Genomic DNA, 24,046 nt, shown 5'->3' on the forward strand with positions numbered 1-24,046 from the left:
GTGATGTACGGCGTGACCGGCACCGGTACCGCACTCGGAGAAGAGCTCGGTGCGCGCGCCGCGCGCACCCGGGCCCTCGCCGTGCTCCGCGTGCGCGGCAGGGCCCTCGGCCTCGCGGTCCTCCCCGCCGCCGTCGCCGTCGTCCTCTACGCGGGCGGCGTCACCGACCACTTCACCGGCCCCGGCTGGGACACCGCCCGCTGGGTGGTGACCGTCCTCGCCGTGATCGTGCTGCTGGTGGCGGCCGCCGTCGCCCTGGTCGTGGCGCGCTCCCGGCCGGCCATGACGCCGACGGTGGAGCTCGCCGAGAGCTCGGCCCCCGACCTCTACCGGATGGTGCGCGACCTCGCCGACCGGCTCGGCGTCCCCGCGCCCTCCGCGATAGCCCTCACGCCGGACTGCGACAGCTGGCTGGAGGACCGCTCGCACCCGGCGCACGCCCGGCACCAGGGCCACCACGGGGCCGGGGAGGCCCCCGTCCTGGTCATCGGCTCCCCGTTCCTGTGGTGGATGCGGGTCGGCGAGCTGCGCGCCGTGCTCGCCCCCGTCGTCGCCGGCACCGGCCCGGCGGCGCACCCGGACATAGCGGCGGCCCGGCGTTTCGTCCGCGGTCTCGACGCGGCGGTTGCGGTGCCCCGGCAGCCCGGCCTTGACCCGGTCCGCAGGTTCGGTGCGGCCGGCGTGGGCCGGCTGGCCGCGATCCTTCTGAAGGGCTGCCGCGGTCACGCGGCCGAGATGGAGCGGGGCGTCGCGGCGGCCGGCTCCGAGCGGGCCCAGGCCGTCGACTACGGCGTACGGATCGTCGCCCAGGAGCAGGTCGGCCTCGCCTACGCGGGCTGGGACCGGCTGCTCACCCGGGTCGCGCTGCCCGCCTGGCGGATGGGCCGCTGGCCTGCCCGCCTCGACGCGGGCGTGGTCTCCGCGCTCACCGAGCTCTCCCGCCGCGACCGCCTCGCCGACGGCTTCACGTCCCGCCTCGGCGAGCGCCCCGCCTGCGACCTCCTGGAGCAGCCGGGCGCGGTCGACGAGGCCACCTCCCTGCTGGCCGCCCGCCTCTTCCACGGCGCCCCGGCCGAGCCGGGCGCCGACTGGGCCCCGGTGGAGTGGAGCGAGTACGCGGAGGAGGTCGTGGACCGCACCTGGCGCAGCGACGCGTCCCGCCTCCACCAGGTCCTCGACCGCCTCGGCCCGACGTCCGCCCGGCCGCCGGGCACGCCCGTCGCCCGGGATGCCGACGCGGCCGCCGGGCCCGCGCCCGCCGAGAGCACCCCGTCCCCGGCCTCGGGCGACCGGACCCCCGGGCCGGTACACGAGGCAGCCGCCGCTCCCACCCCGGCGGGAAGCACCCCCGAGCCCGCCGACGGGACCCCCGCGGGAACCACCGCCGACCCCGTAGACGGGACCCCCGCGGGAAGCACCCCCGACCCCGCCGACGGCATCACGGCCCCGGTGCGCGAGAGCGCCGCCGAGCCGGCCTCCGGCGCCCCCACCCTCTCCCGCGTCATGGCGCACCTCACCGCCCCGCAGACCGGCGGCGGCGCCGCGGCCGACGCCCTCGCCGCCGCGCTCACCGCGCAGGCGGCCCGCGAGGAGGGGCTGCGGCCGGCGGTGCCCGCGGCCGAGGGACCGGACGGGCCGCTGCCGCTGTTCCCGCTGCAGCCGCCGCGCAGCGGGCGGGACCTGCTGGCCGACCACGTGACGGCGATGGTGTGCTGTGCGGCGGTCGACACGGCCGAGGCCGCGCCGGGCCTCGACTGGCTGGACGGGCCGGCCCTGTTCGTCCGGGGCGAGCGGAGCACGGATCTGGCCGGCGCCGTCCTGGCGCTCGTCGAGGACGGCGATCCGGATCCCCTGCGCGCCTGGCTGGCCAGGACCGGGGTCCGACCGGAGAAGCCCGTACGCCTGGTCTGAGGCGGCCCGCCCCGGAGGACCGCCTTCCACTCCCGTCAATTCACGACGAAGGGTGACGGAGTGCGTGCGTTATGTGATGTGCTGGAGACCGGCACTGACAGAGGCAGTATCCAGAGGCACTGACCGGCCGACCGGGGGAGTCGAGGGAGGGCGCGGCATGGGGGCGGAGCAGATCAGGCGGTGGGAATCGGGCGCGCTCGCCCATGCGGTCTCGGACCCCTTCGGCCAGGGCCCGCTGCCCTGGCTGCGCGGTTCGGAGAACTACTTCGACGACACCGGCCAGATGGTTCCCTGGTACGCGGACGAGACCCTGGCCCGCGGCGGCACGGGCGGTCCCCGCACGGCCGACGACGTGCACGGCCAGATCAAGGGCTTCGTGTCGAACGGCGCCGTCGCGCCCGGTGAGGCGATCGACTTCCACGTCACCGTGGACCCGCCGCAGCAGTTCTCGGTCGACATCTACCGCATCGGGCACTACGGCGGTGACGGCGCCGCCAAGATCACCACGAGCCCGCGGCTGTCCGGGATCGTCCAGCCGGCCCCGCTGACCGCCGACCGGACCGTGTCCTGCCATCACTGGTGGCAGTCCTGGCGGTTGCAGGTCCCGTCGTACTGGTCGATCGGCGCGTACGTCGCCGTGCTCACCACTGCCGACGGCTACCGCTCCCACATCCCCTTCACGGTCCGCGACAGCCACCCGGCGGACCTGCTGCTCGTCCTGCCGGACGTGACCTGGCAGGCGTACAACCTCTATCCGGAGGACGGCCGCACCGGCGCCAGCCTCTACCACGCGTGGGACGAGGAGGGCCGGCTGCTCGGCGAGGAGGACGCGGCGGTGACCGTGTCCTTCGACCGTCCGTACGCGGGCGCGGGCCTGCCGCTGCACGTGGGTCACGCCTACGACTTCATCCGCTGGGCCGAGCGCTACGGCTACGACCTGGCGTACGCGGAGACCCGCGACCTGCACGCGGGCCGGGTCGACCCGAGCCGCTACCGGGGCCTGGTCTTCCCCGGTCACGACGAGTACTGGTCGGTGCCCATGCGCCGTACGGTCGAGCTCGCCCGCGACCAGGGCACCTCGCTGGTCTTCCTCTCCGCCAACACCATGTACTGGCAGGTGGAGCTCGCCCCGTCCCCGTCCGGTGCGCCGGACCGGCTCCTCACCTGCCGCAAGCGCCGGGGCCCGGGCCGCGCCGCGCTCTGGCGGGAGGTCGACCGGCCCGAGCAGCAGCTGCTCGGCATCCAGTACGCGGGCCGGGTGCCCGAACCGCACCCGATGGTCGTACGGAACGCGGACCACTGGCTCTGGGAGGCCACCGGCGCCGGCGAGGGCGACGAGGTTCCCGGCCTGGTCGCGGGCGAGGCCGACCGCTACTTCCCGCGCACCGCGCTGCCCGAGCACCAGGGCCGCATCCTGCTCTCCCACTCGCCGTACCGGGACGGCGAAGGGTCCCTGCGGCACCAGGAGACGAGCCTCTACCGGGCCCCGTCCGGCGCCTGGGTCTTCGCCTCGGGCACCTTCGCCTGGTCGCCCGCGCTCGACCGGCCCGGCCATGTGGACACTCGCATCCAGCGCGCCACCGCGAACCTCCTCGACCGCATCTGCAAGAGGGACTGAGCGGGGGGTCACAGGGCCCGGCGCCCGGCTCCGCCCGGATGTGCGAGAGAATCGGACACGCTCCTGGATCAACCTACGCGGAGGAACCGTGTCCGGATTCGTAGAAAAGCCCGAGCCCGTCCAGGTCCCGGGCCTGACCCATCTCCACACGGGCAAGGTTCGCGACCTGTACCGCAACGAGGCGGGCGACCTCGTCATGGTGGCGAGCGACCGCCTGTCCGCGTACGACTGGGTGCTGCCGACCGAGATCCCCGACAAGGGGCGGGTGCTGACCCAGCTCTCGCTGTGGTGGTTCGACCGGCTCTCCGACCTGGTCCCCCACCACGTCCTGTCGACCGAGGTCCCGGCGGGCGCTCCTGCCGACTGGGCGGGCCGGACCCTGATCTGCAAGTCCCTGAACATGGTCCCGGTCGAGTGCGTCGCCCGCGGCTACCTCACCGGCTCCGGCCTCCTGGAGTACGACGAGTCCCGCACGGTCTGCGGTCTCGCGCTGCCCGAGGGCCTGGTCGACGGCTCGGAGCTGCCCGCCCCGATCTTCACCCCGGCGACGAAGGCCGCCGTCGGCGACCACGACGAGAACGTGTCCTACGAGGAGGTCGCCCGCCAGGTGGGTGCGGAGACCGCCGCCCTGCTGCGCCAGACGACCCTCGCCGTCTACTCCCGCGCCCGTGACATCGCGCGCGATCGCGGGATCATCCTCGCGGACACGAAGTTCGAGCTCGGCTTCGAGAGCACCCCGGAGGGCGAGCGCCTGGTCCTCGCGGACGAGGTCCTCACCCCGGACTCCTCCCGCTTCTGGCCGGCCGCCGAGTGGCAGCCGGGTCGCGCCCAGCCGTCGTACGACAAGCAGATCGTGCGGAACTGGCTGACGTCGCCGGCCTCCGGCTGGGACCGCAAGAGCGAGCAGCCGCCGCCGGCCCTGCCGGATGAGGTCGTGGAGAAGACTCGCGGCAGGTACATCGAGGCCTTCGAGCTGCTGACCGGCAACGCCTGGTCCTAGGGAACGAGAAAGCCCCCGGTCGATTCGACCGGGGGCTTCTTCATGGAGCGGACGACGAGATTCGAACTCGCGACCCTCACCTTGGCAAGGTGATGCTCTACCAACTGAGCCACGTCCGCATGCGCCGTAGCGCGCTGCTAACTATACACAGGATGGCGGGTGCCGATGCCACGGTTTTCCGGGCTGTGGACTGTGGCTGTGACCACACTCCGTGGGAGTACGACGAAGGCCCCGGTTCCTGAGAACCGGGGCCTTCGCTCCCTGAGCGGACGACGAGATTCGAACTCGCGACCCTCACCTTGGCAAGGTGATGCTCTACCAACTGAGCCACGTCCGCATTGCTCCCGACCGGCTTTCACCGGGCGGTGCGAGCACCACTGTACCTGAAGCACCGGAGTGCTCGGTAATCGCGATGCAGAGCGGGTGACAGGAATTGCACACTGCGCCTTCCCCCTGGAAGGGGGCTGTTCTGCTACTGAACTACACCCGCACGCTGCGTGAGGTCCGGCCCTGCGGCCTCGCCCCTCGGCGTGTTCCAGACTCTAGCGGATCAAGGGGGGTGCAAGGCAAATCGGCTCGGGCCCGCGGTGTCAGCTCGCGGCGAGGAAGGCCTCGTAGACCCGCTTGGGGATCCGGCCCCTGGTGGGCACGTCCATCTTGTTGGACTGGGCCCAGGCGCGGACCGCCGCCGGATCGGGCGCGAGCACGGTGTGCTTCTGCGCGGCCGGGGCGCCCTTCGGCCCGGAACCGGCCGCAGGCCTGGCGCTCAGCTTCCGGCCGGCCGCCAGGTAGGGGGCGAGGGCCTTGCGCAGTTTCTTTGCATTGGCGGGATTCAGGTCGATCTCGTACGTCTTCCCGTCCAGGCCGAACGCGACCGTTTCCGCCGCCTCTCCGCCGTCGATGTCGTCGAAGAGAGTGACCACCACACGCTGTGCCACGGATATCGGTCCTTTCCTGCGGAGGGCCGGTTGTTTCGGCGGGTTCACCGCTCTGACGTGCGGTGATGCCGAGACGACGGCGCTCCGGGGGCAACGCTGTGCTCGTTGGAGTTGCTCTGCATTCCCTTTGTACAGCGACCGGTCCCGCATTGTGAAGCCCAGTCAATTGTTTCCGCGTGTCTCGGTCGGCAGGTGATATTCCGCTTGAATTCACCGGCCCGATGTGCGGGGGTGTTTTGTAGGATCCTTCAGACTTCTACCCGCGTAGAATTTGGAGGCAGGTACGCTGAAGGAACCGCCCACGCAACACCACCACCGGGAGTGCCAGTGGCACGCGTCGTAGTCGACGTCATGCTCAAGCCGGAGATCCTCGACCCGCAGGGGCAGGCGGTGCAGCGTGCACTGCCCCGCCTCGGGTTCGACGGCATCGCCGACGTCCGCCAGGGGAAGCGCTTCGAGCTCGAGGTGGAGGGACCGGTCGACGAGGCCGCCCTCGCCCGCATCCATGAGATGGCCGAAACCTTCCTTGCCAACACCGTGATCGAGGACTTCATCGTGAAGGTGGAGTCGTGACCGCACGCATCGGCGTCGTCACGTTCCCCGGAACGCTCGACGACCAGGACGCGCTGCGCGCCGCCCGCCTCGCGGGCGCCGAGCCGGTCTCGCTCTGGCACCGCGACAAGGACCTCAAGCAGGTCGACGCGGTGGTCCTCGCGGGCGGCTTCTCCTACGGCGACTATCTGCGGGCCGGAGCCATCTCCCGCTTCTCGCCGGTGATGGAGACGATCATCGAGCAGGCGAAGGCGGGCATGCCCGTCCTCGGCATCTGCAACGGCTTCCAGATCCTCACGGAGGCCCACCTGCTGCCCGGCGCCATGCTGCGCAACAACCACCTCCACTTCATCTGCCGCGACCAGAAGCTGCGGGTGGAGAACGCGGAGACCGCCTGGACCTCGGACTACACCGAGGGCCAGGAGATCGAGGTCCCGCTCAAGAACATGGACGGCCGGTACGTCGCCGACGAGCGCACGCTCGACGAGCTGGAGGCCGAGGGGCGGGTGGCCTTCCGCTACCTGGACATGAACCCCAACGGCTCGCTGCGCGACATCGCGGGCATCACCAACGCCGCGGGCAACGTGGTCGGCCTCATGCCGCACCCCGAGCACGCCGTCGAGCCGCTGGTCGGCACCGGCAAGACCGACGGGCTCGGTTTCTTCACCTCGATCCTCAAGAAGCTGGTCAACGCCTGATGACTCTGGACACGGTCAAGCACGCGACCGAGACGCCCGACGTCGAGCAGCCCTGGAAGGAACTCGGCCTCAAGGAAGACGAGTACGCGCGCATCCGCGAGATCCTCGACCGCCGGCCCACCGGCGCCGAGCTCGCCATGTACTCCGTCATGTGGTCCGAGCACTGCTCCTACAAGAGCAGCAAGGTCCACCTGAAGCAGTTCGGCGAGAAGGCCCCGGAGAACGACGCCATGCTCGTCGGCATCGGCGAGAACGCGGGCGTCGTCGACGTCGGCCAGGGCTACGCGGTCACCTTCAAGGTCGAGTCGCACAACCACCCCAGCTACATCGAGCCCTACCAGGGCGCGGCCACCGGCGTCGGCGGCATCGTCCGCGACATCCTCGCCATGGGCGCCCGCCCGGTCGCCGTGGTCGACCCGCTGCGCTTCGGCGCCGCCGACCACCCCGACACCAAGCGCGTGCTGCCCGGCGTCGTCGCCGGCATCGGCGGCTACGGCAACTGCCTGGGCCTGCCCAACATCGGCGGCGAGGTCGTCTTCGACTCCTGCTACCAGGGCAACCCGCTGGTCAACGCCGGCTGCATCGGCGTCATGAAGCACGAGGACATCCACCTCGCCAAGGCCGCCGGCCCCGGCAACAAGGTCATCCTCTACGGTGCCCGCACCGGTGGCGACGGCATCGGCGGCGTCTCGGTCCTCGCGTCCGAGACCTTCGACGACTCCAAGCCCACCAAGCGCCCGGCGGTCCAGGTCGGCGACCCGTTCCAGGAGAAGCTCCTCATCGAGTGCACCCTGGAGATCTTCCAGGAGAAGCTGGTCGCGGGCATCCAGGACCTCGGCGGCGCCGGCCTGTCCTGCGCCACCTCCGAGCTGGCCTCGGCCGGCTCCGGCGGCATGCGGGTCGAGCTGGACACCGTGCCGCTGCGCGACGCGACGCTCTCGCCCGAGGAGATCCTCATGAGCGAGTCGCAGGAGCGCATGTGCGCGATCGTCGAGCCGCAGCACGTCGACCGCTTCATGGAGATCTGCGAGAAGTGGGACGTCACCGCCACCGTCATCGGTGAGGTCACGGACGGCGACCACCTGGAGATCTTCTGGCACGGCGAGCTCATCGTGGACGTGCCCCCGGGCACCGTCGCCCACGAGGGCCCGACCTACCACCGGCCGTTCGCGCGCCCGGACTGGCAGGACGCCCTCCAGGCCGACGACGCCGGCAAGCTGGCCCGTCCGCAGAACGGCGCCGAGCTGAAGGACCAGGTCCTGAAGCTGGTCGGCTCCCCGAACCAGGCCTCCAAGGCGTGGATCACCGACCAGTACGACCGCTTCGTCCAGGGCAACACCGTGCTCGCCCAGCCCGAGGACGCCGGCATGGTCCGGATCGACGAGGAGTCGAACCTGGGCGTGGCCATGGCGACCGACGGCAACGGCCGGTACGCCAAGCTCGACCCGTACACCGGTGCGCAGCTCGCGCTGGCGGAGGCGTACCGCAACGTCGCCGCCTCCGGCGCCAAGCCGCTCGCGATCTCGGACTGCCTGAACTTCGGTTCGCCCGAGGACCCGGCCGTGATGTGGCAGTTCGCCGAGGCCACCCGTGGTCTCGCGGACGGCTGCCTGCAGCTGGGCACCCCGGTCACCGGCGGCAACGTGTCGCTGTACAACCAGACCGGTGACGTGGCCATCCACCCGACGCCCGTCGTGGCCGTCCTCGGTGTGATCGACGACGTCAACCGCCGCACCCCGATCGCCTTCGCGGAAGAGGGCCAGCTCCTCTACCTGCTCGGCGACACCAAGGAGGAGTTCGGCGGGTCCGCCTGGTCCGAGGTGATCCACCAGCACCTCGGCGGCATGCCGCCGGCCGTGGACCTCGACCGGGAGAAGCTGCTCGGCGAGATCCTGATCTCGGCCTCCCGCGACGGCATGATCGACGCGGCCCACGACCTGTCCGACGGCGGTCTGGTCCAGGCGGTCGTCGAGTCCTGCCTGCGCGGCGGCAACGGCGCGCGCCTGGTCGTGCCCGAGGGCCTCGACGCCTTCACCTTCCTCTTCAGCGAGTCGGCCGGCCGTGCGGTCGTGGCCGTCCCGCGCAGCGAGGAGCTCCGCTTCACCGACATGTGCGGTGCGCGGGGTCTGCCGGCGACCCGCATCGGTGTCGTCGACGGCGACGCGGTCGACGTGCAGGGCGAGTTCAGCGCCTCCCTGGAGGAGCTGCGCACCGTGCACGAGGCGACGATCCCGGGCCTGCTGGCCTGATCGGGTCCCGTACGCGTACGGACCGAGCCCCCGCCCTTCCCGGGCGGGGGCTCTTCCGTGCGGTGACGGCCCGGGTCAGTCGTCGAGCGAGTAGAAGGCGTCGAGCTCCGCGATGTCCTCGACGCACTCGTCGATGTCGGAGACCTTGCCGCCGATGATCGTGAAGAAGAGGGCGCCCGGCATCTCGATGCCCCGGTCACCGTGCTCGGCGAACCACTTGTGGCTCGCGATGGCGTGACCGCGCCCGTCGACGCAGATGCTGCCGAGTTCGATGCGCATGCTGCCACCGGTGTACTCGGCCATCGCCCCGTACATGGCCAGGATGTTGTCCCGGCCCTTGAAGTGCCCGCCGAACCGGGTGCTCCCGGGTGCGTGGTGGGTACAGTCGCTGGTCATCATGGAGGACAACCCCTCCATGTCACCTTTCATGAACGCTTCGTAGCCCTGGCGCACCAGGACGGCATCGGGGTGCTCGTGATGGGTCATGGTCCCGGCACTGCCTTTCGATGAGGGGATGTCCCCCTCCCTCAAGTCTCGGGGCTAGCCTCAGCCCATGCCACCCGCCAAGAAGCGCACCCGCAGCTACGACTCCGCCAAGATCCGCGCCGCCGTCCTCGCCCAGTTCGGGCACGTACGGGACGCGGTGCTCGCGCTGCCGGCAGAGGCGCTCGACGGGCCGACCCGGCTCGGCGCGTGGACGGTGCGGGACCTGGCCGCGCACCTCGCGTGGATGGTCGGCAGCGTGCCGCAGCTGCTGGCCGCACCGGAGCCCGCGAAGCAGGAACTCGCGCTGCTGGAATGGCCGTTCGCGACCTCCGCCGCCGCCGAGCGGATCGACGAGCACACCCGGGGACTCGACTCCGCGGATCTCGCGGCCCTGTACGGGCGGACCGCCGAGGCGTACGAGCAGGTGCCGGCCGCCGCCGACACCCGGCTGCTGCCGGTGAGCCTCGGCGCGATGACCCTCGCCGACTTCCTCGTCACGCGGACCGTCGAACTCGTCGTCCACACCGACGACCTGAACGCGGCGACCGGGCTGGAGATCCCCTACGACCGGCAGGCGCTCGCCGCCTGCACCCGGCTGCTGGCCGACGCCCTGGCGGCGAAGGCCCCGGGCGGCGCGGTGGAGGTGCGGGTGCCGCCGTTCGCGGTGGTGCAGTGTGTCGAGGGGCCGAGGCACACCCGCGGCACCCCGCCGAACGTGGTCGAGACGGACCCGCTGACCTGGGTCAGGCTCGCGACCGGCCGGGCCGCCTGGGCCACGGAGCTGGACGCGGCCCGGGTGCGGGCGAGCGGGGAACGCGCGGACCTCGCGGGCCTGCTCCCCCTCATGGGCTGACCCGGCACCGGCACCGGCCGGGGAAGCGGACCGTGAGGCACCGGAACCGTACGGCGGCGGCGTCCGTCCCACCTGCATGCAGAAGCCGCGCACACTCGCCGCCGCCCTCGCCGTCTCCGCCCTCGTCCTGCTCTCCGCGTGCGGTACGGAGCAGGGCGCGGCTCCAGGGGCCGGCGCCGACACCCCCGATCTGCCCGTCCAGGGCAGCAACTGGACGATCGCCGCGGTCACGCTCGACGGCACCCGCTCGATGGCCCCGCCCGGGGCGCACCTGGAGATCGACGGTAAGGGGCGCGCCCAGGGCGACAGCGGATGCAACCACTTCGGGGCCACCGTCGCCGTGCACGGCGACACCCTCACGGTCTCCCCGCAGGAGGTCACCGAGATCGGCTGCCCGGCCGACCGGCAGCGGTTCGAACGGGCCCTGCTCAAGGCCTTCAGCGGCGAGCTGGAGGGGCGGCTGAAGGACAAGGCGCTCACCCTCACCTCGGCCGACGGCCGCAAGGGCGTGGAGCTGACCGCCGAGTCCGACGCCCCGCTCGTCGGCACGACGTGGACGGTGGACGCGCTGCTCGACGGTGCCACCGCCGGCTCGCTGCCCGCCGGCTCCGAGGGCAAGGCGAAGCTGACCTTCGGCAAGGACGGGCGGCTCACCGGCAGCCTCGGCTGCAACCGGGTCACGGCCCCCGCGAAGATCACCGACAGGACGATCACCCTGGGCACGATCGCGACCACCCGCATGATGTGCACGGGCCCGCAGATGGAGCTCGAGACCAAGCTGTACGACGCCCTCGACGGCCCGCTCACCTACCGCCTGGTCCACCGCACCCTGACCGTCACCGACAGCGACGGCCAGGGCTTCACCGCCCAGGCCGGCTAGCCCGGGCCGTCAGCCGCCGTAGGGGAGCAGTCCGGCGTCCGTCCGCTCCCAGGCGGCCTTCAGCTCGGCCAGCCGTTGCTTCTCGTACGGGGCCCGGTCGGCCTGTTCGCGGGCGTCCTCGGTGAGGTGGAAGAGCTGGTCGCGGCCGCTCTTGCCCCGGTAGTACTTCCAGTCGCCGCGGCGCAGCGCCCGCTCGCCGCGCACCCGCCAGAACAGGTCGCGCTCGGCGACCTTCTCGCCGCGCAGGAGGTGCCCGGCGAGGCTGGTGCCGTCGAGGGGGTAGGCGGGATGGGGCCGGGCGCCGCCGATGTCGAGGAGGGTGGCCGTCCAGTCGGGGGAGTAGACGGGCAGGTCGCTGGCCTGGCCACCGTCGATGCGGGCGGGCCAGCGCAGGATCGACGGGACCCGGATGCCGCCCTCCTGGAGGGAGCCCTTGTTGCCGGCGAGCGGCCAGTTGTAGGAGAAGCGTTCGCCGCCGTTGTCGCTGCCGAAGAAGACGAGGGTGTCGCGCTCGCGGCCGGCCCGCGCGAGGGCGGCGAGCACCTTCCCGACGGAGCGGTCGAGGTCCTCGACCATCTCCTTGTACTTCTCTATCGAGCCGCCGTCCTGGTGCCACAGGGCGGAGCGGTCGCCGGCCTTGATCCGCCGGACGATCTCGGCGCTGGTCTCCTCGTCGCCGTCGGCGATCCAGGGCCAGTGGGGGGTGGTGAAGTTGAGGTTGAGCAGGAACGGGCGGTCGTGGGGGCGGCTCACGTACTCGCTCGCCCGCTCGGTGAGGATGCGGGTGTAGTAGCGCAGGTCCTTGTAGGTGGCGTCGCCTTCGTAGAGGTCGTACTCGCCGCCGAGGCCGAGCTTGGAGTAGTACTCCAGGGCGCCGCCGAAGTTTCCGAAGAACTCGTCCCAGCCGGAGCGGGTGGGCGAGTAGTCGGGCAGGTAGCCGCAGTGCCACTTGCCGATGAGCGCGGTGCTGTACCCGGCGTCGCGCAGCAGCGAGGCGAGCGTGGGGTGGGTGGGCTCCAGGCCGACCGACGTGTCGGCGATGGGCTCGGCGAGGCCGCCTCGGGTGCGTCCGGGGTAGCGGCCGGTGTACAGGCTGAAGCGGGTGGGGGAGCAGGTGGCCGAGCCGGAGTAGGCGTCGGTGAAGCGGACGCCCTGGCGGGCGAGCCGGTCCAGGTGCGGGGTGCGGATGTGCGGGGAGCCGTAGGAGGAGAGGTCGGCCCAGCCGAGGTCGTCGCCGAGGATGAAGAGGATGTTGGGCCGGGGCGCGTGGCGCCCGGTGGCGGCCCGGAAGGGCCGCTCCCCGGGGGAGGCGGAGGCCGGGGCGGCGGAGGCGGTGGGCGCCGCGGCGCCGAGGGCGACTCCGGCGGCGGCGCCGGCGGCGGCACCGCCGAGGGCACGCCGGGACAGGGGTGTGGACATACGGGTCTCCTGGTGGAACGCATCGTGGAACGCCGGAGCGAGGCCGCGTGGCCGGAGGAAGCCGGCGAGGGCCGCAGCGATCCGGTGTGGAAGCCGGTGGGGGCCGGAGCGATCCGGCGTGGCCGGAGGGAGCCGGCGGGGGATGCCTGTGCGAGGCGGCGCGAAGACCTGGAACAGAGGTTCCGGTCAGCCGCGGCGACAGATCGCGCTCGCGACACGGGCCAGGTCCACGTGTCGGCGCGCCACAAGGGTGACCGAGAGGTCGAGGTCGCTGACGGGCTGCATGATCGGGAAGCCTGGCGGAGGGTGCGGGAGGTGTCAACGACCGTCCCGCACCGTGGACTCCGTCACATCCCGACCGTTCGCCCCGTACCGTACGAGCGTCCGCTCGGGACGGTCCTGATCATGGCTACCGGTCAGTAACCCTTGCGCCCCTTGCTTTGTGGGCTCCGACAAGGATCGAAGGATCAGTTCGTGCGATCCTACGAGCGCCGGGAAGGGCCTATCACGCCTCGTCCGCGAATTCGGACCGATGGTCGATCTCGCCTACACTCGGTGGCGTGCCACGTGGTGACGGACGACTCAACCACGACCTGCTCCCCGGTGAGAAGGGCCCCCAGGACGCCTGCGGCGTTTTCGGAGTCTGGGCTCCCGGCGAAGAGGTCGCAAAGCTCTCGTACTTCGGGCTCTACGCCCTCCAGCATCGGGGCCAGGAATCCGCGGGAATCGCGGTCAGCAACGGCTCCCAGATCCTCGTCTTCAAGGACATGGGACTGGTGTCCCAGGTCTTCGACGAGACCTCTCTCGGTTCCCTCCAGGGTCATATCGCGGTCGGTCACGCCCGCTACTCGACCACCGGGGCCTCCGTGTGGGAGAACGCTCAGCCGACCTTCCGGGCGACCGCCCACGGCTCGATCGCGCTCGGCCACAACGGCAACCTGGTGAACACGGCCCAGCTGGCCGAGATGGTCGCGGACCTCCCCAAGAAGGAGGGGCGCACCACTCAGGTCGCCGCCACCAACGACACCGACCTGGTCACCGCGCTGCTCGCGGGCCAGGTGGACGAGGACGGCACGCCGCTCACCATCGAGCAGGCTGCCGCGAAGGTCCTCCCCGACGTCCGGGGCGCCTTCTCCCTCGTCTTCATGAACGAGCACACGCTCTACGCCGCCCGTGACCCGCAGGGCATCCGCCCGCTGGTGCTCGGCCGGCTGGAGCGCGGCTGGGTGGTCGCCTCCGAGTCCGCCGCCCTCGACATCTGCGGCGCGACCTTCGTCCGCGAGGTCGAGCCGGGCGAGCTGATCGCGATCGACGAGAACGGCATCCGCACCTCTCGATTCGCAGAAGCGAAGCCCAAGGGCTGTGTCTTCGAGTACGTGTACCTGGCTCGCCCGGACACCGACATCGCCGGCCGGAACGTGTACCTCTCCCGCGTGGAGATGGGCCGCCGGCTCGCCAAGGAGGCCCCTGTCGAGGCCGACCTGGTGATAGCGACGCCGGAGTCGGGGACCCCGGCCGCCATCGGCTACGCGGAGGCCTCCGGCATCCCGTTCGGCGCCGGCCTGGTGAAGAACGCGTACGTCGGCCGGACCTTCATCCAGCCCTCGCAGACCATCCGCCAGCTGGGCATCCGGCTGAAGCTGAACCCCCTCAAGGAAGTCATCAAGGGCAAGCGCCTGGTGGTCGTCGACGACTCGATCGTCCGCGGCAACACCCAGCGCGCGCTGGTCCGGATGCTCCGCGAGGCCGGCGCCGCCGAGGTCCACATCCGGATCTCCTCCCCGCCGGTGAAGTGGCCCTGCTTCTTCGGCATCGACTTCGCCACCCGCGCGGAGCTGATCGCCAACGGCATGTCGGTCGAAGAGATCGGCAAGTCGCTCGGGGCGGACTCGCTCTCGTACATCTCCCTCGACGGGATGATCGAGGCGACCACCATCCAGAAGCCCAACCTGTGCCGCGCCTGCTTCGACGGCGAGTACCCGATGGAGCTTCCGGACCCGGAGCTGCTCGGCAAGCAGCTCCTGGAGACCGAGCTGGCCGCCGGCCCCGCCGCCACCGCGGCCGCCGACGCCCTGCGCCGCCCGTAAGACCCCGCTGCAACCGCAGTACGACGACACGAAAGTTCCCAGCCATGCCTGAGACCACTGGTGCCAGCTACGCGGCTGCATCCAGCTACAAAGCAGCAGGTGTCGACATCGAGGCGGGCGACCGCGCCGTCGAGCTCATGAAGGAGTGGGTGAAGAAGACGCAGCGCCCCGAGGTCCTCGGTGGCCTCGGGGGCTTCGCCGGCCTCTTCGACGCCTCCGCCCTCAAGCGCTACGAGCGCCCGCTGCTCGCCTCGGCCACCGACGGCGTCGGCACGAAGGTCGACATCGCCCGCCAGATGGGCGTGTACGACACGATCGGCCACGACCTGGTCGCCATGGTCATGGACGACATCGTCGTCTGCGGTGCCGAGCCGCTCTTCATGACCGACTACATCTGCGTCGGCAAGGTGCACCCCGAGCGGGTCGCCGCCATCGTGAAGGGCATCGCCGAGGGCTGCGTCCTGGCGGGCTGCGCGCTCGTCGGCGGCGAGACGGCGGAGCACCCGGGCCTCCTCGGTCCGGACGACTTCGACGTCGCGGGCGCGGGCACGGGTGTCGTCGAGTACGACCGCCTGCTCGGCGCGGATCGCATCCGTACGGGGGACGCGGTCATCGCCATGGCGTCCTCCGGTCTTCACTCCAACGGGTACTCGCTCGTCCGCCACGTGGTGTTCGACCGCGCCGGCATGACCCTCGACCAGCAGGTCGAGGAGTTCGGCCGGACCCTGGGCGAGGAGCTCCTGGAGCCCACCAAGATCTACTCGCTCGACTGTCTGGCGCTCACCCGGACCACCGACGTGCACGCCTTCAGCCACATCACGGGTGGTGGCCTCGCCGCCAACCTGGCTCGGGTGATCCCGGACGGTCTGCACGCGGTGGTCGACCGGTCGACCTGGGCCCCGGGCGCCGTCTTCGACCTGGTCGGCAAGGCCGGGCAGGTCGAGCGCCTGGAGCTGGAGAAGACCCTGAACATGGGCGTCGGCATGATGGCCGTGGTCCCCGCCGACTCGGTGGACGCCGCCCTGGCGACGCTCGCCGACCGGGGTGTCGAGTCCTGGGTGGCCGGTGAGATCACCGAGCGCGGCGATCACTCGACCGGCGCAGAGCTGATCGGCGACTACGCGAAGTAAACCGGAGAAAGCCACGAAGGAGCATTCCCGTTCGGGGTGCTCCTTCGTCGCATCCGCCGAAGGTCTCGCGCGCGGGGCACCCGGGGCACCCGGGGCACCCCGGAAAGGCCCGCCGCCGCCCGCCAGCGGCTCCGGACAGCGCAGAAACCCGGTCCGGGTACTCCGGACCGGGTTTCGGTGTTCAGAAGGTCAAGCGCGACGCTGAGTGGACGCCGGACCGGACTCGCCGTCCTCGTCCTCGTCGTCCGTGTTGTAGAGATCCGCGTACTGCGCGTACGGGTCGTCTTCCTCGTCGTCGTCCTCGAACGGCTCGCCATTCGGCGGCTGGCTCGAAGTCGATGCGCCCAGCTCATTGGCCAGACGCGACAGGTCAGTCCCGCCGCTGCTGTACTTCAGCTGGCGGGCGACCTTGGTCTGCTTGGCCTTTGCCCGGCCGCGCCCCATGGCTCGACCCCCTCGGTGACGGGGCTCTTTGGCCCCAGAGTCTTGACACGCGTTCATGGTCCGGAACGGGCTCTCAAAGAGAGACCGGTCCGTAGGGCTTCAACGGTACCTGTTTCCGTCGGTCTACGGTACGCCGCGCGCATCACATACCCCGGTACAGAACCATCGAGGTGCCCCGTCCTCGCTGGTCAGTCGCGATTTTAACCTCTTCTAGAGGTCCGACCCGCCGATCGGCGTGAGCGAAGTCTCGCGAATCGCTCCCCGAACGGCGGGCCGCCCCCGCCCGGCTCAGGCCCGACGGGCCTCGGCCATGCGCTGCTCGGCGATCCGGTCGGCCGCGGCGGCCGGCGGAATGCCGTCCGCCTTCGCACGTGCGAAGATCTCCAGGGTGGTGTCGAAGATCTTCGTGGCCTTCACCTTGCAGCGGTCGAAGTCGAAGCCGTGCAGCTCGTCGGCGACCTGGATCACGCCGCCGGCGTTCACCACGTAGTCAGGGGCGTAGAGGATCCCGCGCTCGACGAGGTCCTTCTCGATGCCCGGGTGGGCGAGCTGGTTGTTGGCCGCGCCGCAGACGATGCGGGCGGTGATGAAGGGGACGGTCTCCTCGTTCAGGGCGCCGCCCAGCGCGCAGGGCGCGTAGATGTCGAGGCCCTCGACGCGGATCAGCGCCGCGGTGTCGGCGACGACGGTGACCTGCGGGTGCTTCTCGGTGATCCGGCGCACCGACTCCTCGCGCACATCGGTGATCACGACCTCGGCGCCGTCCTCCAGGAGGTGCTCGACCAGGTAGTGGCCGACCTTGCCGACGCCGGCGACGCCGACCTTGCGGCCGCGCAGGGAGGGGTCGCCCCACAGGGTCTGCGCGGAGGCGCGCATGCCCTGGAAGACGCCGAAGGCGGTGAGGACGGAGGAGTCGCCGGCGCCGCCGTTCTCGGGGGAGCGGCCGGTGGTCCACCGGTTCGTCCGGGCCACGACGTCCATGTCGGCGACGTAGGTGCCGACGTCGCAGGCCGTGACGTAGCGGCCGCCGAGGGAGGCCACGAAGCGCCCGTAGGCGAGGAGGAGTTCCTCGCTCTTGATCTGCTCCGGGTCGCCGATGATGACGGCCTTGCCGCCGCCGTGGTCGAGACCGGCCATGGCGTTCTTGTACGACATTCCGCGGGAGAGGTTCAGCGCGTCGGCGACGGCCTCGGCCTCGGTGGCGTACGGGTAGAAGCGGGTGCCGCCGAGGGCGGGGCCCAGGGCGGTGTTGTGGAGGGCGATGACGGCCTTGAGGCCGGTGGCGCGGTCCTGGCACAGCACGACTTGCTCGTGGCCCCCCTGCTCCGAGTGGAACAGGGTGTGCAGTACGTCAGGAACGCCGGTCACATCGGTCACGGTGGTGACTCCCAAGTACGAAGCGGCGGAAGGTCCCCCCTGCGGGTGGGGGTGGGACCTGGTCGGCAGAAGGGTAAGTCCTACCTGGCCGTAGCAGGGGCGCAGTGCTCAGGATCACCCCCTTCAGGATGACCCGCGTGGAAGGATTCACGACATGTCGGTCCCTTCGTCGGTGTTCGTCCCCTATGCCTCCTATCTGCGGGTGTACGAGCCGCTGGCCGCGTTCCCGGAGCCGGAGCGGGGGCACTGGTCCCGCTACGCGTGCCGGCCGGACACCCCGGGCGTGCAGGAGGAACTGCGGCGTTCGCTGGCCGACTTGGTGTCGGTGCCGCCGGTTCCGGTGCCGGTGCACGAGAGCGGTGACGCGTTCGTGGTGACGGTGGACGGGGTGGTCCTGGTCTGTCCGTGGCGGACCCGGCTGCGCGGCTGGCTGGCCCTGGAGGAGCTGGTGGGCGGGACGCTGCCGGGCCCGGTCCTGGACGCGATGCTGCCGCCGGTCGTACGGGAGCAGGTGGCGGCGGACCACGAGCGCTGGCTGGAGCGGAACCCGGACGCGCGGCCGTGGATCCGCAGCTCGGTGTGGCGGGTGCCGCTGAGCTGGTTCGCGGTGTTCTCGGACGAGGAGCGGGAGTACGCGCCGGGGGACCTGGCCGCGGGGGAGGTGCCGGTGCTGCGCTACCGGACGCCGATGGTGCAGGCGCGGCGGCGGCTGGCGCGGGCCCTGAAGGCGCTGCGGGGGGCGATCGCCGAGGGGCCGATGACCGAGAGCCTGGTCGGGGTGGGCCGCTGGCTGGAGGAGTTCCATCCGCGGGCGCTGGTGGAGCTGGACTACGGCGGCCTGGTGCACGCGGTCGGCGCGGAGACGCTGGCGGCGGACCGGTCGGCGGCGGACGTGGCCGAGGGGATCGCGGCGCTCCGGGACGGCGACGGCGAGGGCGCGGAGGAGGCCTACGGGCGTCTCGCGGAGCGGTGGCGGGCGATCCGCAACCTGCAGTTCGCCAACTGACCATCGACAGGACATGTCCATCTGATGTAAATGATCTTCATCGCTGGACACATGTTCGGTTGTTTGGTGTGCTCTCGTGAGGCCGGTGGTGAAGGTGGGGCAGGACGTAGGTCCCGATCCGGGCCTTTGACTCAAGGGTGACGGACAGCACTTAACGCACCCTTGCGCCCATCACCCACCCTCGTGCCAAAATAGGACAAGGAGTCCGGGGAGGGTTCCTTCCGTCCAAGTAAGGGCGGAACGCTCAGCATTGCACTCTATGGGGGGTCTGAGGACTCCTGATCGCTCTGTGACTGATCGTCACAGGGGCGTGACTGTCCGTTATGGCATGGTCCATCGACTTCCGCCGCTGATGAACACCTGCGAGGGCAATTCCATCGGTTTGGCCGACGTGGCTGGACGGATGGTGTAGTTGTAGTGCCGAGGACAAGCCGTTCGTCCTATAACCGACTCGGCCCGCTTCTGCCATTTCGGGCAACGCGGGTCAAGGTGCAGAATTTAGAGGAAAGAACCGAGATGGTTCGGTTCTCCCGAGGAGGCCGCTCATGACCGCTCGCACCCCTGATGCCGAGCCGCTGCTGACCCCTGCCGAGGTTGCCACGATGTTCCGCGTGGACCCGAAGACGGTGACCCGTTGGGCGAAGGCAGGCAAGCTCACGTCCATCCGCACCCTGGGTGGGCACCGCCGGTATCGCGAGGCCGAGGTCCGCGCCCTGCTGGCGGGTATCCCGCAGCAGCGCAGCGAGGCCTGAGGCGTACGCGAGACCCTGTAACACCCCGCTTCACCGGGCACGTTCCGGGTCCCCCAACCCGGTTCGCCCACCCCAAGCACTGCCGGCCGGTCCCTGCCCCAACAGGCTCTCGGTCATCGATCGCACTGGACTCCGCCGGGTCCGGTGCGATCTTTTTTGTGCCCCTGTGGGCCCGCTCCCAGGCCGTGCAATTGCACATATTAAATCGGGGTGATGTAGGGAGGGTGTAAGTGAGCCACCTTCTGAAACGGATTCAGTGACTCCCGTCACACCGTCAAACCGTTGCCCCAGAACAGCCTTCCACCCCCGGAAGGGTCACCGTCCCGCCGTTGGTCACCCCTTGGTGGGACCTTCGTCCTTCGATGGGCGCAACGCAAGAAGGCCCGCACCGAACGGTGCGGGCCTTCCACTGGCGATCCTGACGGGACTTGAACCCGCGACCTCCACCTTGACAGGGTGGCGAGCTAACCAACTGCTCCACAGGACCTTCGCAGCCTCTGTTGCTTGGCTGCGAGGAAAACTGTACAGCAGGTCAGCGGTCTGGTCGAACTCACCGACGGCGAGGGTCCCGCTACGGCGCCGCCGCGTCGATCGCCTTCACGATCCGCTTGTCCGACACCGGATACGCCGTCCCCAGCGCGTGCGCGAAGTAGCTCACCCGCAGCTCCTCGATCATCCAGCGGATGTCCGTGACCGAGGCCGGCACCGGGCGCCCCTTCGGGAGCTGCTCGAGCAGCCAGGCGTACTCGTCCAGCATCTCGTGCACCTTCTCCATGCGGGTGGTGTCCCGCTGCACGCCCGTCGGCATCTGCTGCAGCCGCCGGTCCGCCGCGACCAGGTAGCGCATCAGGTCCGGCAGCCGCTTCAGGCCCGTACGGGTGACGAAGCCGGCCGGCATCAGCCAGGACAGCTGCTCGCGCACGTCCTGCAGGTTCGGCAGCAGGGCGGGGCTGCTCGCGGTCTTCAGGCGCCGCTCGCAGGCCTGCCAGGCCGCCAGGACCTGCTGCACCTGGCCCACCGTCCGGATCGTCAGCTCGACGAGGTCGGCGCGGACCTTGTCGTACAGCTTCCGGAAGGACTCCTCGTCCCACACGGGGCCGCCGTGGTCCGCGATCAGCCGGTCGGCCGCGGCGGTCGCGCAGTCGTCGAACAGGGCCTGGATCGAGCCGTGCGGATTCGCCGACAGGGCCAGCTTCTGCTGGTTGGTCAGCTTGTCCGAGGCGAACTTCGCCGGGTTCACCGGGATGTTCAGCATGATCAGCTTCCGGGTGCCCCGCCACATCGCCTGCGCCTGCTCGGCCTCCGAGTCGAAGAGCCGTACGGCCACGGTGTCGCCCTCGTCCACCAGCGCCGGGTACGCCTTGACGGGCTGCCCGGCCCGCCGGGTCTCGAAGACCTTGGTGAGCGTGCCGATCGTCCAGTCCTTGAGCCCCGTACGCTCCAGGGACGGCCCGGAGCCGTCCGGGCCCGCCGTTGCCGCCTTGGCGGCCTGGGAGAGCGCCTGACGGGCCTTGGGGCGCAGCTGGAGGCGCAGCGCCTCCAGGTCCTTGTCCTCGGCCAGCTTGCGGCGCCGCTCGTCGACGATCCGGAAGGTCACCTTGAGGTGCTCGGGCACCTTCGCCCAGTCGAAGTCCTCCGCCGTGACGGGGACCCCGACCATCCGCTGCAGCTCGCGGGCGAGCGCCGTCGGCAGCGGCTCCTGCACCGGCACGACGGAGTCGAGGAAGCGGCCCGCGAAGTTCGGCGCGGGCACGTAGTGGCGGCGGATCGGCTTGGGCAGGGAGCGGATGAGCTCGGTGACGACCTCCTCGCGCAGCCCCGGGATCTGCCAGTCGAAGCCCTCGTCGGTGACCTGGTTCAGCACCTGGAGCGGGACGTGGACGGTCACGCCGTCGGCGTCCGCCCCCGGCTCGAACTGGTAGGTCACCCGGAACTTCAGCGCGCCCTGCCGCCACGAGTCGGGGTAGTCGTCCTTGGTGACCGCCCCCGCCTTCTCGTTGATGAGCATCTCGCGCTCGAAGTCGAGGTACTCCGGCTCCTCGTGGCGCTTGTGCTTCCACCACGAGTCGAAGTGCGCGCCGGACACGACGTGTTCCGGCACCCGCTTGTCGTAGAAGTCGAAGAGCGTCTCGTCGTCGACCAGGATGTCCCGGCGCCGGGCCCGGTGCTCCAGCTCCTCGACCTCGGTCAGGAGCTTGCGGTTGTCGGCGAAGAACTTGTGGTGGGTGCGCCAGTCGCCCTCGACGAGCGCGTTGCGGATGAACAGGTCGCGGGAGACCTCGGGGTCGATCCGGCCGTAGTTCACCTTGCGGTCGGCGACGATCGGCACGCCGTACAGCGTGACCTTCTCGAAGGCGACGACGGCGGCCTGGTCCTTCTCCCAGTGCGGCTCGCTGTACGTCTTCTTCACCAGGTGCTGGGCCAGCGGCTCGACCCACTCGGGCTCGATCCGGGCGTTCACCCGGGCCCAGAGCCGGGAGGTCTCGACCAGCTCGGCGGACATGACCATCCGCGGGGGCTTCTTGAAGAGGCCCGAGCCGGGGAAGATCGCGAACTTGGCGCCGCGGGCACCCAGGTACTCGTTCCGCGTGCCCTCCCGCTTGCCGTCCTTGCCGCCGTCCTTGGACTCCTTGACGTCCTTGAGACCGATGTGGCTGAGGAGGCCGGCGAGCAGGGACACGTGGACGGACTGCTCGGGCGCGTCCTCCTCGTTGAGGTGGATGCCCATCTGCTTGGCGACCGTGCGCAGCTGGCTGTAGATGTCCTGCCACTCGCGGATGCGGAGGAAGTTCAGGTACTCCTGCTTGCACATCCGGCGGAAGGAGCTGGAGCCGCGCTCCTTCTGCTGCTCGCGCACGTAGCGCCACAGGTTCAGGAAGGCGAGGAAGTCGCTCGTCTCGTCCTTGAAGCGGGCGTGCAGCTGGTCGGCCTGCGCCTGCTTCTCGGCCGGCCGCTCGCGCGGGTCCTGGATGGACAGCGCCGCCGCGATCACCATGACCTCGCGGACGCAGCCGTTCCGGTCGGCTTCCAGGACCATGCGGGCGAGCCGCGGGTCGACCGGGAGCTGGGACAGCTTGCGTCCCTGCTGCGTGAGCCGCTTCTTGGGGTCCTTCTGGGCCGGGTCCAGCGCGCCGAGCTCCTGGAGGAGCTGGACGCCGTCCCGGATGTTGCGGTGGTCCGGCGGGTCGATGAAGGGGAACTTCTCGATGTCGCCGAGGCCGGCCGCGGTCATCTGGAGGATGACGGAGGCCAGGTTCGTCCGGAGGATCTCGGCGTCCGTGAACTCCGGCCGGGTGAGGAAGTCGTCCTCGGAGTAGAGCCGGATGCAGATGCCGTCCGACGTACGGCCGCAGCGGCCCTTGCGCTGGTTGGCGCTGGCCTGGCTGACCGGCTCGATCGGGAGGCGCTGCACCTTGGTGCGGTGCGAGTAGCGCGAGATGCGGGCGGTACCCGGATCGATCACGTACTTGATGCCGGGAACGGTCAGCGAGGTCTCGGCGACGTTCGTGGCGAGCACGATCCGGCGGCCGGAGTGCGCCTGGAAGACCCGGTGCTGCTCGGCGTGGGACAGCCGGGCGTACAGCGGCAGGATCTCCGTGTCGAAGAGCTTCTTCTTGAGCAGGGCGTCCGCCGTGTCGCGGATCTCCCGCTCGCCGGAGAGGAAGACCAGGACGTCGCCGGGCCCCTCCTTCCGGAGCTCGTCGACGGCGTCGCAGATCGCGGTGATCTGGTCCCGGTCCGCTTCCTCGGAGTCCTCCTCCAGGAGCGGCCGGTAGCGCACCTCGACCGGATACGTGCGGCCGGAGACCTCGACGATCGGGGCCTCGCCGAAGTGACGCGAGAAGCGCTCCGGGTCGATGGTCGCGGAGGTGATCACGACCTTCAGATCAGGGCGCTTCGGCAGGAGCTGGGCCAGATAGCCGAGCAGGAAGTCGATGTTGAGGGACCGCTCGTGGGCCTCGTCGATGATGATCGTGTCGTAGGCGCGGAGCTCGCGGTCCGTCTGGATCTCGGCGAGCAGGATGCCGTCCGTCATCAGCTTGACGAAGGTCTCGTCGGGGTTGACCTGGTCCGTGAAGCGGACCTTCCAGCCGACCGCCTCGCCGAGCGGGGTCCGCAGCTCCTCCGCCACGCGCTCCGCGACCGTGCGGGCGGCGATCCGGCGGGGCTGGGTGTGCCCGATCATGCCCCGGACGCCGCGGCCCAGCTCCAGACAGATCTTCGGGATCTGCGTCGTCTTGCCGGAGCCGGTCTCGCCGGCGACGATCACGACCTGGTGGTCGCGTATCGCCTCGGCGATCTCGTCCTTCTTCTGCGAGACGGGCAGCTGTTCGGGATAGGTGACGGGCGGCACGAGGGCCGCGCGCGCCTCGACGCGCTCCTTGGCCTTGCCGGCCTCGGCGGCGATCTCGTCCAGGACGGCCGCGCGGGCCTCGGGCTTGCGGATGCGGCGGGCGCCTTCGAGACGGCGGCCGAGCCGGTGGGAGTCCCGCAGCGAGACCTCGGCCAGGACGGACTGGAGGGCGGCGAAGGAAGTAGACATACGGAACCCAGGATCGCACCTGCGGACGAGAAGCGGCGAACCGATTTACGAGGGCGGCGCGGCGCCCATGCGTAGTATTTCGGGCACACCGCCCGGCACCGTC

At 70.7% G+C, this 24,046-nt stretch carries 19 protein-coding genes and 4 tRNA genes; 12 read left to right on the plus strand and 11 right to left on the minus strand.

Going from position 1 to position 24,046, the window contains the following annotated elements; translation table 11 throughout:
• Positions 1-3: 3 nt before the first annotated feature.
• The 3 genes from ACIRQF_RS16435 to ACIRQF_RS16445 all read left to right on the plus strand — a co-directional run bounded on the left by ACIRQF_RS16435 (position 4) and on the right by ACIRQF_RS16445 (position 4,529).
• Positions 4-1,911, plus strand: coding sequence for a hypothetical protein (locus tag ACIRQF_RS16435; RefSeq protein ID WP_404092755.1), 1,908 nt, complete (start codon positions 4-6; stop codon positions 1,909-1,911).
• 157 nt (positions 1,912-2,068) lie between these two features.
• The gene (locus tag ACIRQF_RS16440) at positions 2,069-3,529 is read left to right on the plus strand and encodes a N,N-dimethylformamidase beta subunit family domain-containing protein (RefSeq protein WP_376637899.1); all 1,461 of its coding nucleotides are present in this window, start codon (positions 2,069-2,071) and stop codon (positions 3,527-3,529) included.
• Positions 3,530-3,617: 88 nt separating this feature from the next.
• Entirely contained in the window at positions 3,618-4,529 is a 912-nt protein-coding gene (locus ACIRQF_RS16445; protein WP_376637900.1) for a phosphoribosylaminoimidazolesuccinocarboxamide synthase, read from the plus strand.
• 43 nt (positions 4,530-4,572) lie between these two features.
• Here the strand turns inward: ACIRQF_RS16445 and ACIRQF_RS16450 are convergent.
• The 4 genes from ACIRQF_RS16450 to ACIRQF_RS16465 all read right to left on the minus strand — a co-directional run bounded on the left by ACIRQF_RS16450 (position 4,573) and on the right by ACIRQF_RS16465 (position 5,467).
• Positions 4,573-4,648, minus strand: a tRNA-Gly gene (locus ACIRQF_RS16450).
• Between the two features lie 145 nt (positions 4,649-4,793).
• A tRNA-Gly gene (locus ACIRQF_RS16455) sits at positions 4,794-4,866 on the minus strand.
• 81 nt (positions 4,867-4,947) lie between these two features.
• Positions 4,948-5,019: transfer RNA gene (locus ACIRQF_RS16460), tRNA-Gly, on the minus strand.
• A gap of 100 nt (positions 5,020-5,119) precedes the next feature.
• Positions 5,120-5,467, minus strand: a complete 348-nt coding sequence (locus tag ACIRQF_RS16465) for an Lsr2 family protein (protein WP_376637901.1) — start codon at positions 5,465-5,467, stop codon at positions 5,120-5,122.
• 327 nt (positions 5,468-5,794) lie between these two features.
• On the opposite strand from ACIRQF_RS16465, the gene purS reads away from it, so the two are divergent.
• From purS to purL, 3 genes are read left to right on the plus strand one after another with little or no spacing between them, the layout of a single operon-like run.
• On the plus strand, positions 5,795-6,040 hold the full coding sequence (gene purS / locus ACIRQF_RS16470) for a phosphoribosylformylglycinamidine synthase subunit PurS (protein WP_009996980.1): 246 nt from the start codon (positions 5,795-5,797) through the stop codon (positions 6,038-6,040).
• Positions 6,037-6,717 carry a phosphoribosylformylglycinamidine synthase subunit PurQ gene (gene purQ, locus ACIRQF_RS16475; protein WP_225804323.1) on the plus strand — a complete coding sequence of 227 codons (681 nt, stop codon included), beginning with the start codon at positions 6,037-6,039 and terminating at the stop codon, positions 6,715-6,717. Before purS ends, purQ begins: the two co-directional genes overlap by 4 nt.
• Complete coding sequence (gene purL, locus ACIRQF_RS16480) at positions 6,717-8,966, plus strand: phosphoribosylformylglycinamidine synthase subunit PurL (RefSeq protein ID WP_382477620.1); 2,250 nt, start codon at positions 6,717-6,719, stop codon at positions 8,964-8,966. The genes purQ and purL overlap by 1 nt, the downstream gene beginning before the upstream one ends.
• 75 nt (positions 8,967-9,041) lie before the next feature.
• Here the strand turns inward: purL and ACIRQF_RS16485 are convergent, their stop codons facing one another.
• The gene (locus ACIRQF_RS16485) at positions 9,042-9,452 is read right to left on the minus strand and encodes a nuclear transport factor 2 family protein (RefSeq protein WP_376637903.1); all 411 of its coding nucleotides are present in this window, start codon (positions 9,450-9,452) and stop codon (positions 9,042-9,044) included.
• 67 nt (positions 9,453-9,519) lie between these two features.
• Here ACIRQF_RS16485 and ACIRQF_RS16490 point away from each other — a divergent pair, with 67 nt between their 5' ends.
• Both ACIRQF_RS16490 and ACIRQF_RS16495 read left to right on the plus strand, forming a co-directional pair.
• Entirely contained in the window at positions 9,520-10,305 is a 786-nt protein-coding gene (locus tag ACIRQF_RS16490; RefSeq protein ID WP_404092762.1) for a sterol carrier family protein, read from the plus strand.
• A 76-nt stretch (positions 10,306-10,381) separates the two neighbouring features.
• Positions 10,382-11,185: an META domain-containing protein gene (locus ACIRQF_RS16495; RefSeq protein ID WP_404092765.1), complete on the plus strand. Its 804-nt coding sequence runs from the start codon at positions 10,382-10,384 to the stop codon at positions 11,183-11,185.
• Positions 11,186-11,194: 9 nt separating this feature from the next.
• On the opposite strand, the gene ACIRQF_RS16500 is transcribed toward ACIRQF_RS16495, so the two are convergent.
• Together ACIRQF_RS16500 and ACIRQF_RS16505 are read right to left on the minus strand one after the other, a co-directional pair.
• The gene (locus ACIRQF_RS16500; RefSeq protein ID WP_404092767.1) at positions 11,195-12,604 is read right to left on the minus strand and encodes a sulfatase; all 1,410 of its coding nucleotides are present in this window, start codon (positions 12,602-12,604) and stop codon (positions 11,195-11,197) included.
• Positions 12,605-12,790: 186 nt separating this feature from the next.
• Positions 12,791-12,889, minus strand: coding sequence for a putative leader peptide (locus ACIRQF_RS16505; protein ID WP_376637907.1), 99 nt, complete (start codon positions 12,887-12,889; stop codon positions 12,791-12,793).
• Positions 12,890-13,164: 275 nt separating this feature from the next.
• Here ACIRQF_RS16505 and purF point away from each other — a divergent pair, with 275 nt between their 5' ends.
• Both purF and purM read left to right on the plus strand, forming a co-directional pair.
• Positions 13,165-14,691 carry an amidophosphoribosyltransferase gene (gene purF / locus ACIRQF_RS16510; protein WP_376637908.1) on the plus strand — a complete coding sequence of 509 codons (1,527 nt, stop codon included), beginning with the start codon at positions 13,165-13,167 and terminating at the stop codon, positions 14,689-14,691.
• Positions 14,692-14,735: 44 nt separating this feature from the next.
• Positions 14,736-15,821, plus strand: coding sequence for a phosphoribosylformylglycinamidine cyclo-ligase (purM, locus tag ACIRQF_RS16515; RefSeq protein ID WP_389758558.1), 1,086 nt, complete (start codon positions 14,736-14,738; stop codon positions 15,819-15,821).
• A gap of 189 nt (positions 15,822-16,010) precedes the next feature.
• Here the strand turns inward: purM and ACIRQF_RS16520 are convergent, their stop codons facing one another.
• Together ACIRQF_RS16520 and ACIRQF_RS16525 are read right to left on the minus strand one after the other, a co-directional pair.
• Positions 16,011-16,265: a DUF3073 domain-containing protein gene (locus ACIRQF_RS16520; protein WP_376637910.1), complete on the minus strand. Its 255-nt coding sequence runs from the start codon at positions 16,263-16,265 to the stop codon at positions 16,011-16,013.
• A 288-nt stretch (positions 16,266-16,553) separates the two neighbouring features.
• Positions 16,554-17,642, minus strand: coding sequence for a Leu/Phe/Val dehydrogenase (locus ACIRQF_RS16525; RefSeq protein ID WP_376637911.1), 1,089 nt, complete (start codon positions 17,640-17,642; stop codon positions 16,554-16,556).
• A gap of 154 nt (positions 17,643-17,796) precedes the next feature.
• Here ACIRQF_RS16525 and ACIRQF_RS16530 point away from each other — a divergent pair, with 154 nt between their 5' ends.
• The gene (locus ACIRQF_RS16530; RefSeq protein ID WP_376637912.1) at positions 17,797-18,648 is read left to right on the plus strand and encodes a hypothetical protein; all 852 of its coding nucleotides are present in this window, start codon (positions 17,797-17,799) and stop codon (positions 18,646-18,648) included.
• 545 nt (positions 18,649-19,193) lie between these two features.
• Positions 19,194-19,400, plus strand: a complete 207-nt coding sequence (gene bldC, locus ACIRQF_RS16535) for a developmental transcriptional regulator BldC (protein WP_003949541.1) — start codon at positions 19,194-19,196, stop codon at positions 19,398-19,400.
• A 410-nt stretch (positions 19,401-19,810) separates the two neighbouring features.
• Here the strand turns inward: bldC and ACIRQF_RS16540 are convergent.
• Both ACIRQF_RS16540 and hrpA read right to left on the minus strand, forming a co-directional pair.
• Positions 19,811-19,887: transfer RNA gene (locus tag ACIRQF_RS16540), tRNA-Asp, on the minus strand.
• An 84-nt stretch (positions 19,888-19,971) separates the two neighbouring features.
• Positions 19,972-23,943, minus strand: a complete 3,972-nt coding sequence (gene hrpA / locus ACIRQF_RS16545; RefSeq protein WP_382477633.1) for an ATP-dependent RNA helicase HrpA — start codon at positions 23,941-23,943, stop codon at positions 19,972-19,974.
• Positions 23,944-24,046: the final 103 nt, after the last annotated feature.

Source organism: Streptomyces sp. NPDC101191 (assembly GCF_044767915.1).
Lineage (GTDB): Bacteria > Actinomycetota > Actinomycetes > Streptomycetales > Streptomycetaceae > Streptomyces.

Bases quoted from the DNA above. Each gene is read 5' to 3' on its own strand.
- hrpA (WP_382477633.1), bottom strand. From the start codon at position 23,943: ATGTCTACTTCCTTCGCCGCCCTCCAGTCCGTCCTGGCCGAGGTCTCG.
- ACIRQF_RS16505 (WP_376637907.1), bottom strand. From the start codon at position 12,889: ATGCAGCCCGTCAGCGACCTCGACCTCTCGGTCACCCTTGTGGCGCGC.
- ACIRQF_RS16500 (WP_404092767.1), bottom strand. From the start codon at position 12,604: ATGTCCACACCCCTGTCCCGGCGTGCCCTCGGCGGTGCCGCCGCCGGC.
- bldC (WP_003949541.1), top strand. From the start codon at position 19,194: ATGACCGCTCGCACCCCTGATGCCGAGCCGCTGCTGACCCCTGCCGAG.
- ACIRQF_RS16530 (WP_376637912.1), top strand. From the start codon at position 17,797: ATGTCGGTCCCTTCGTCGGTGTTCGTCCCCTATGCCTCCTATCTGCGG.
- ACIRQF_RS16495 (WP_404092765.1), top strand. From the start codon at position 10,382: ATGCAGAAGCCGCGCACACTCGCCGCCGCCCTCGCCGTCTCCGCCCTC.
- purL (WP_382477620.1), top strand. From the start codon at position 6,717: ATGACTCTGGACACGGTCAAGCACGCGACCGAGACGCCCGACGTCGAG.
- ACIRQF_RS16435 (WP_404092755.1), top strand. From the start codon at position 4: ATGTACGGCGTGACCGGCACCGGTACCGCACTCGGAGAAGAGCTCGGT.
- ACIRQF_RS16520 (WP_376637910.1), bottom strand. From the start codon at position 16,265: ATGGGGCGCGGCCGGGCAAAGGCCAAGCAGACCAAGGTCGCCCGCCAG.
- ACIRQF_RS16490 (WP_404092762.1), top strand. From the start codon at position 9,520: ATGCCACCCGCCAAGAAGCGCACCCGCAGCTACGACTCCGCCAAGATC.
- ACIRQF_RS16440 (WP_376637899.1), top strand. From the start codon at position 2,069: ATGGGGGCGGAGCAGATCAGGCGGTGGGAATCGGGCGCGCTCGCCCAT.
- purM (WP_389758558.1), top strand. From the start codon at position 14,736: ATGCCTGAGACCACTGGTGCCAGCTACGCGGCTGCATCCAGCTACAAA.
- ACIRQF_RS16485 (WP_376637903.1), bottom strand. From the start codon at position 9,452: ATGACCCATCACGAGCACCCCGATGCCGTCCTGGTGCGCCAGGGCTAC.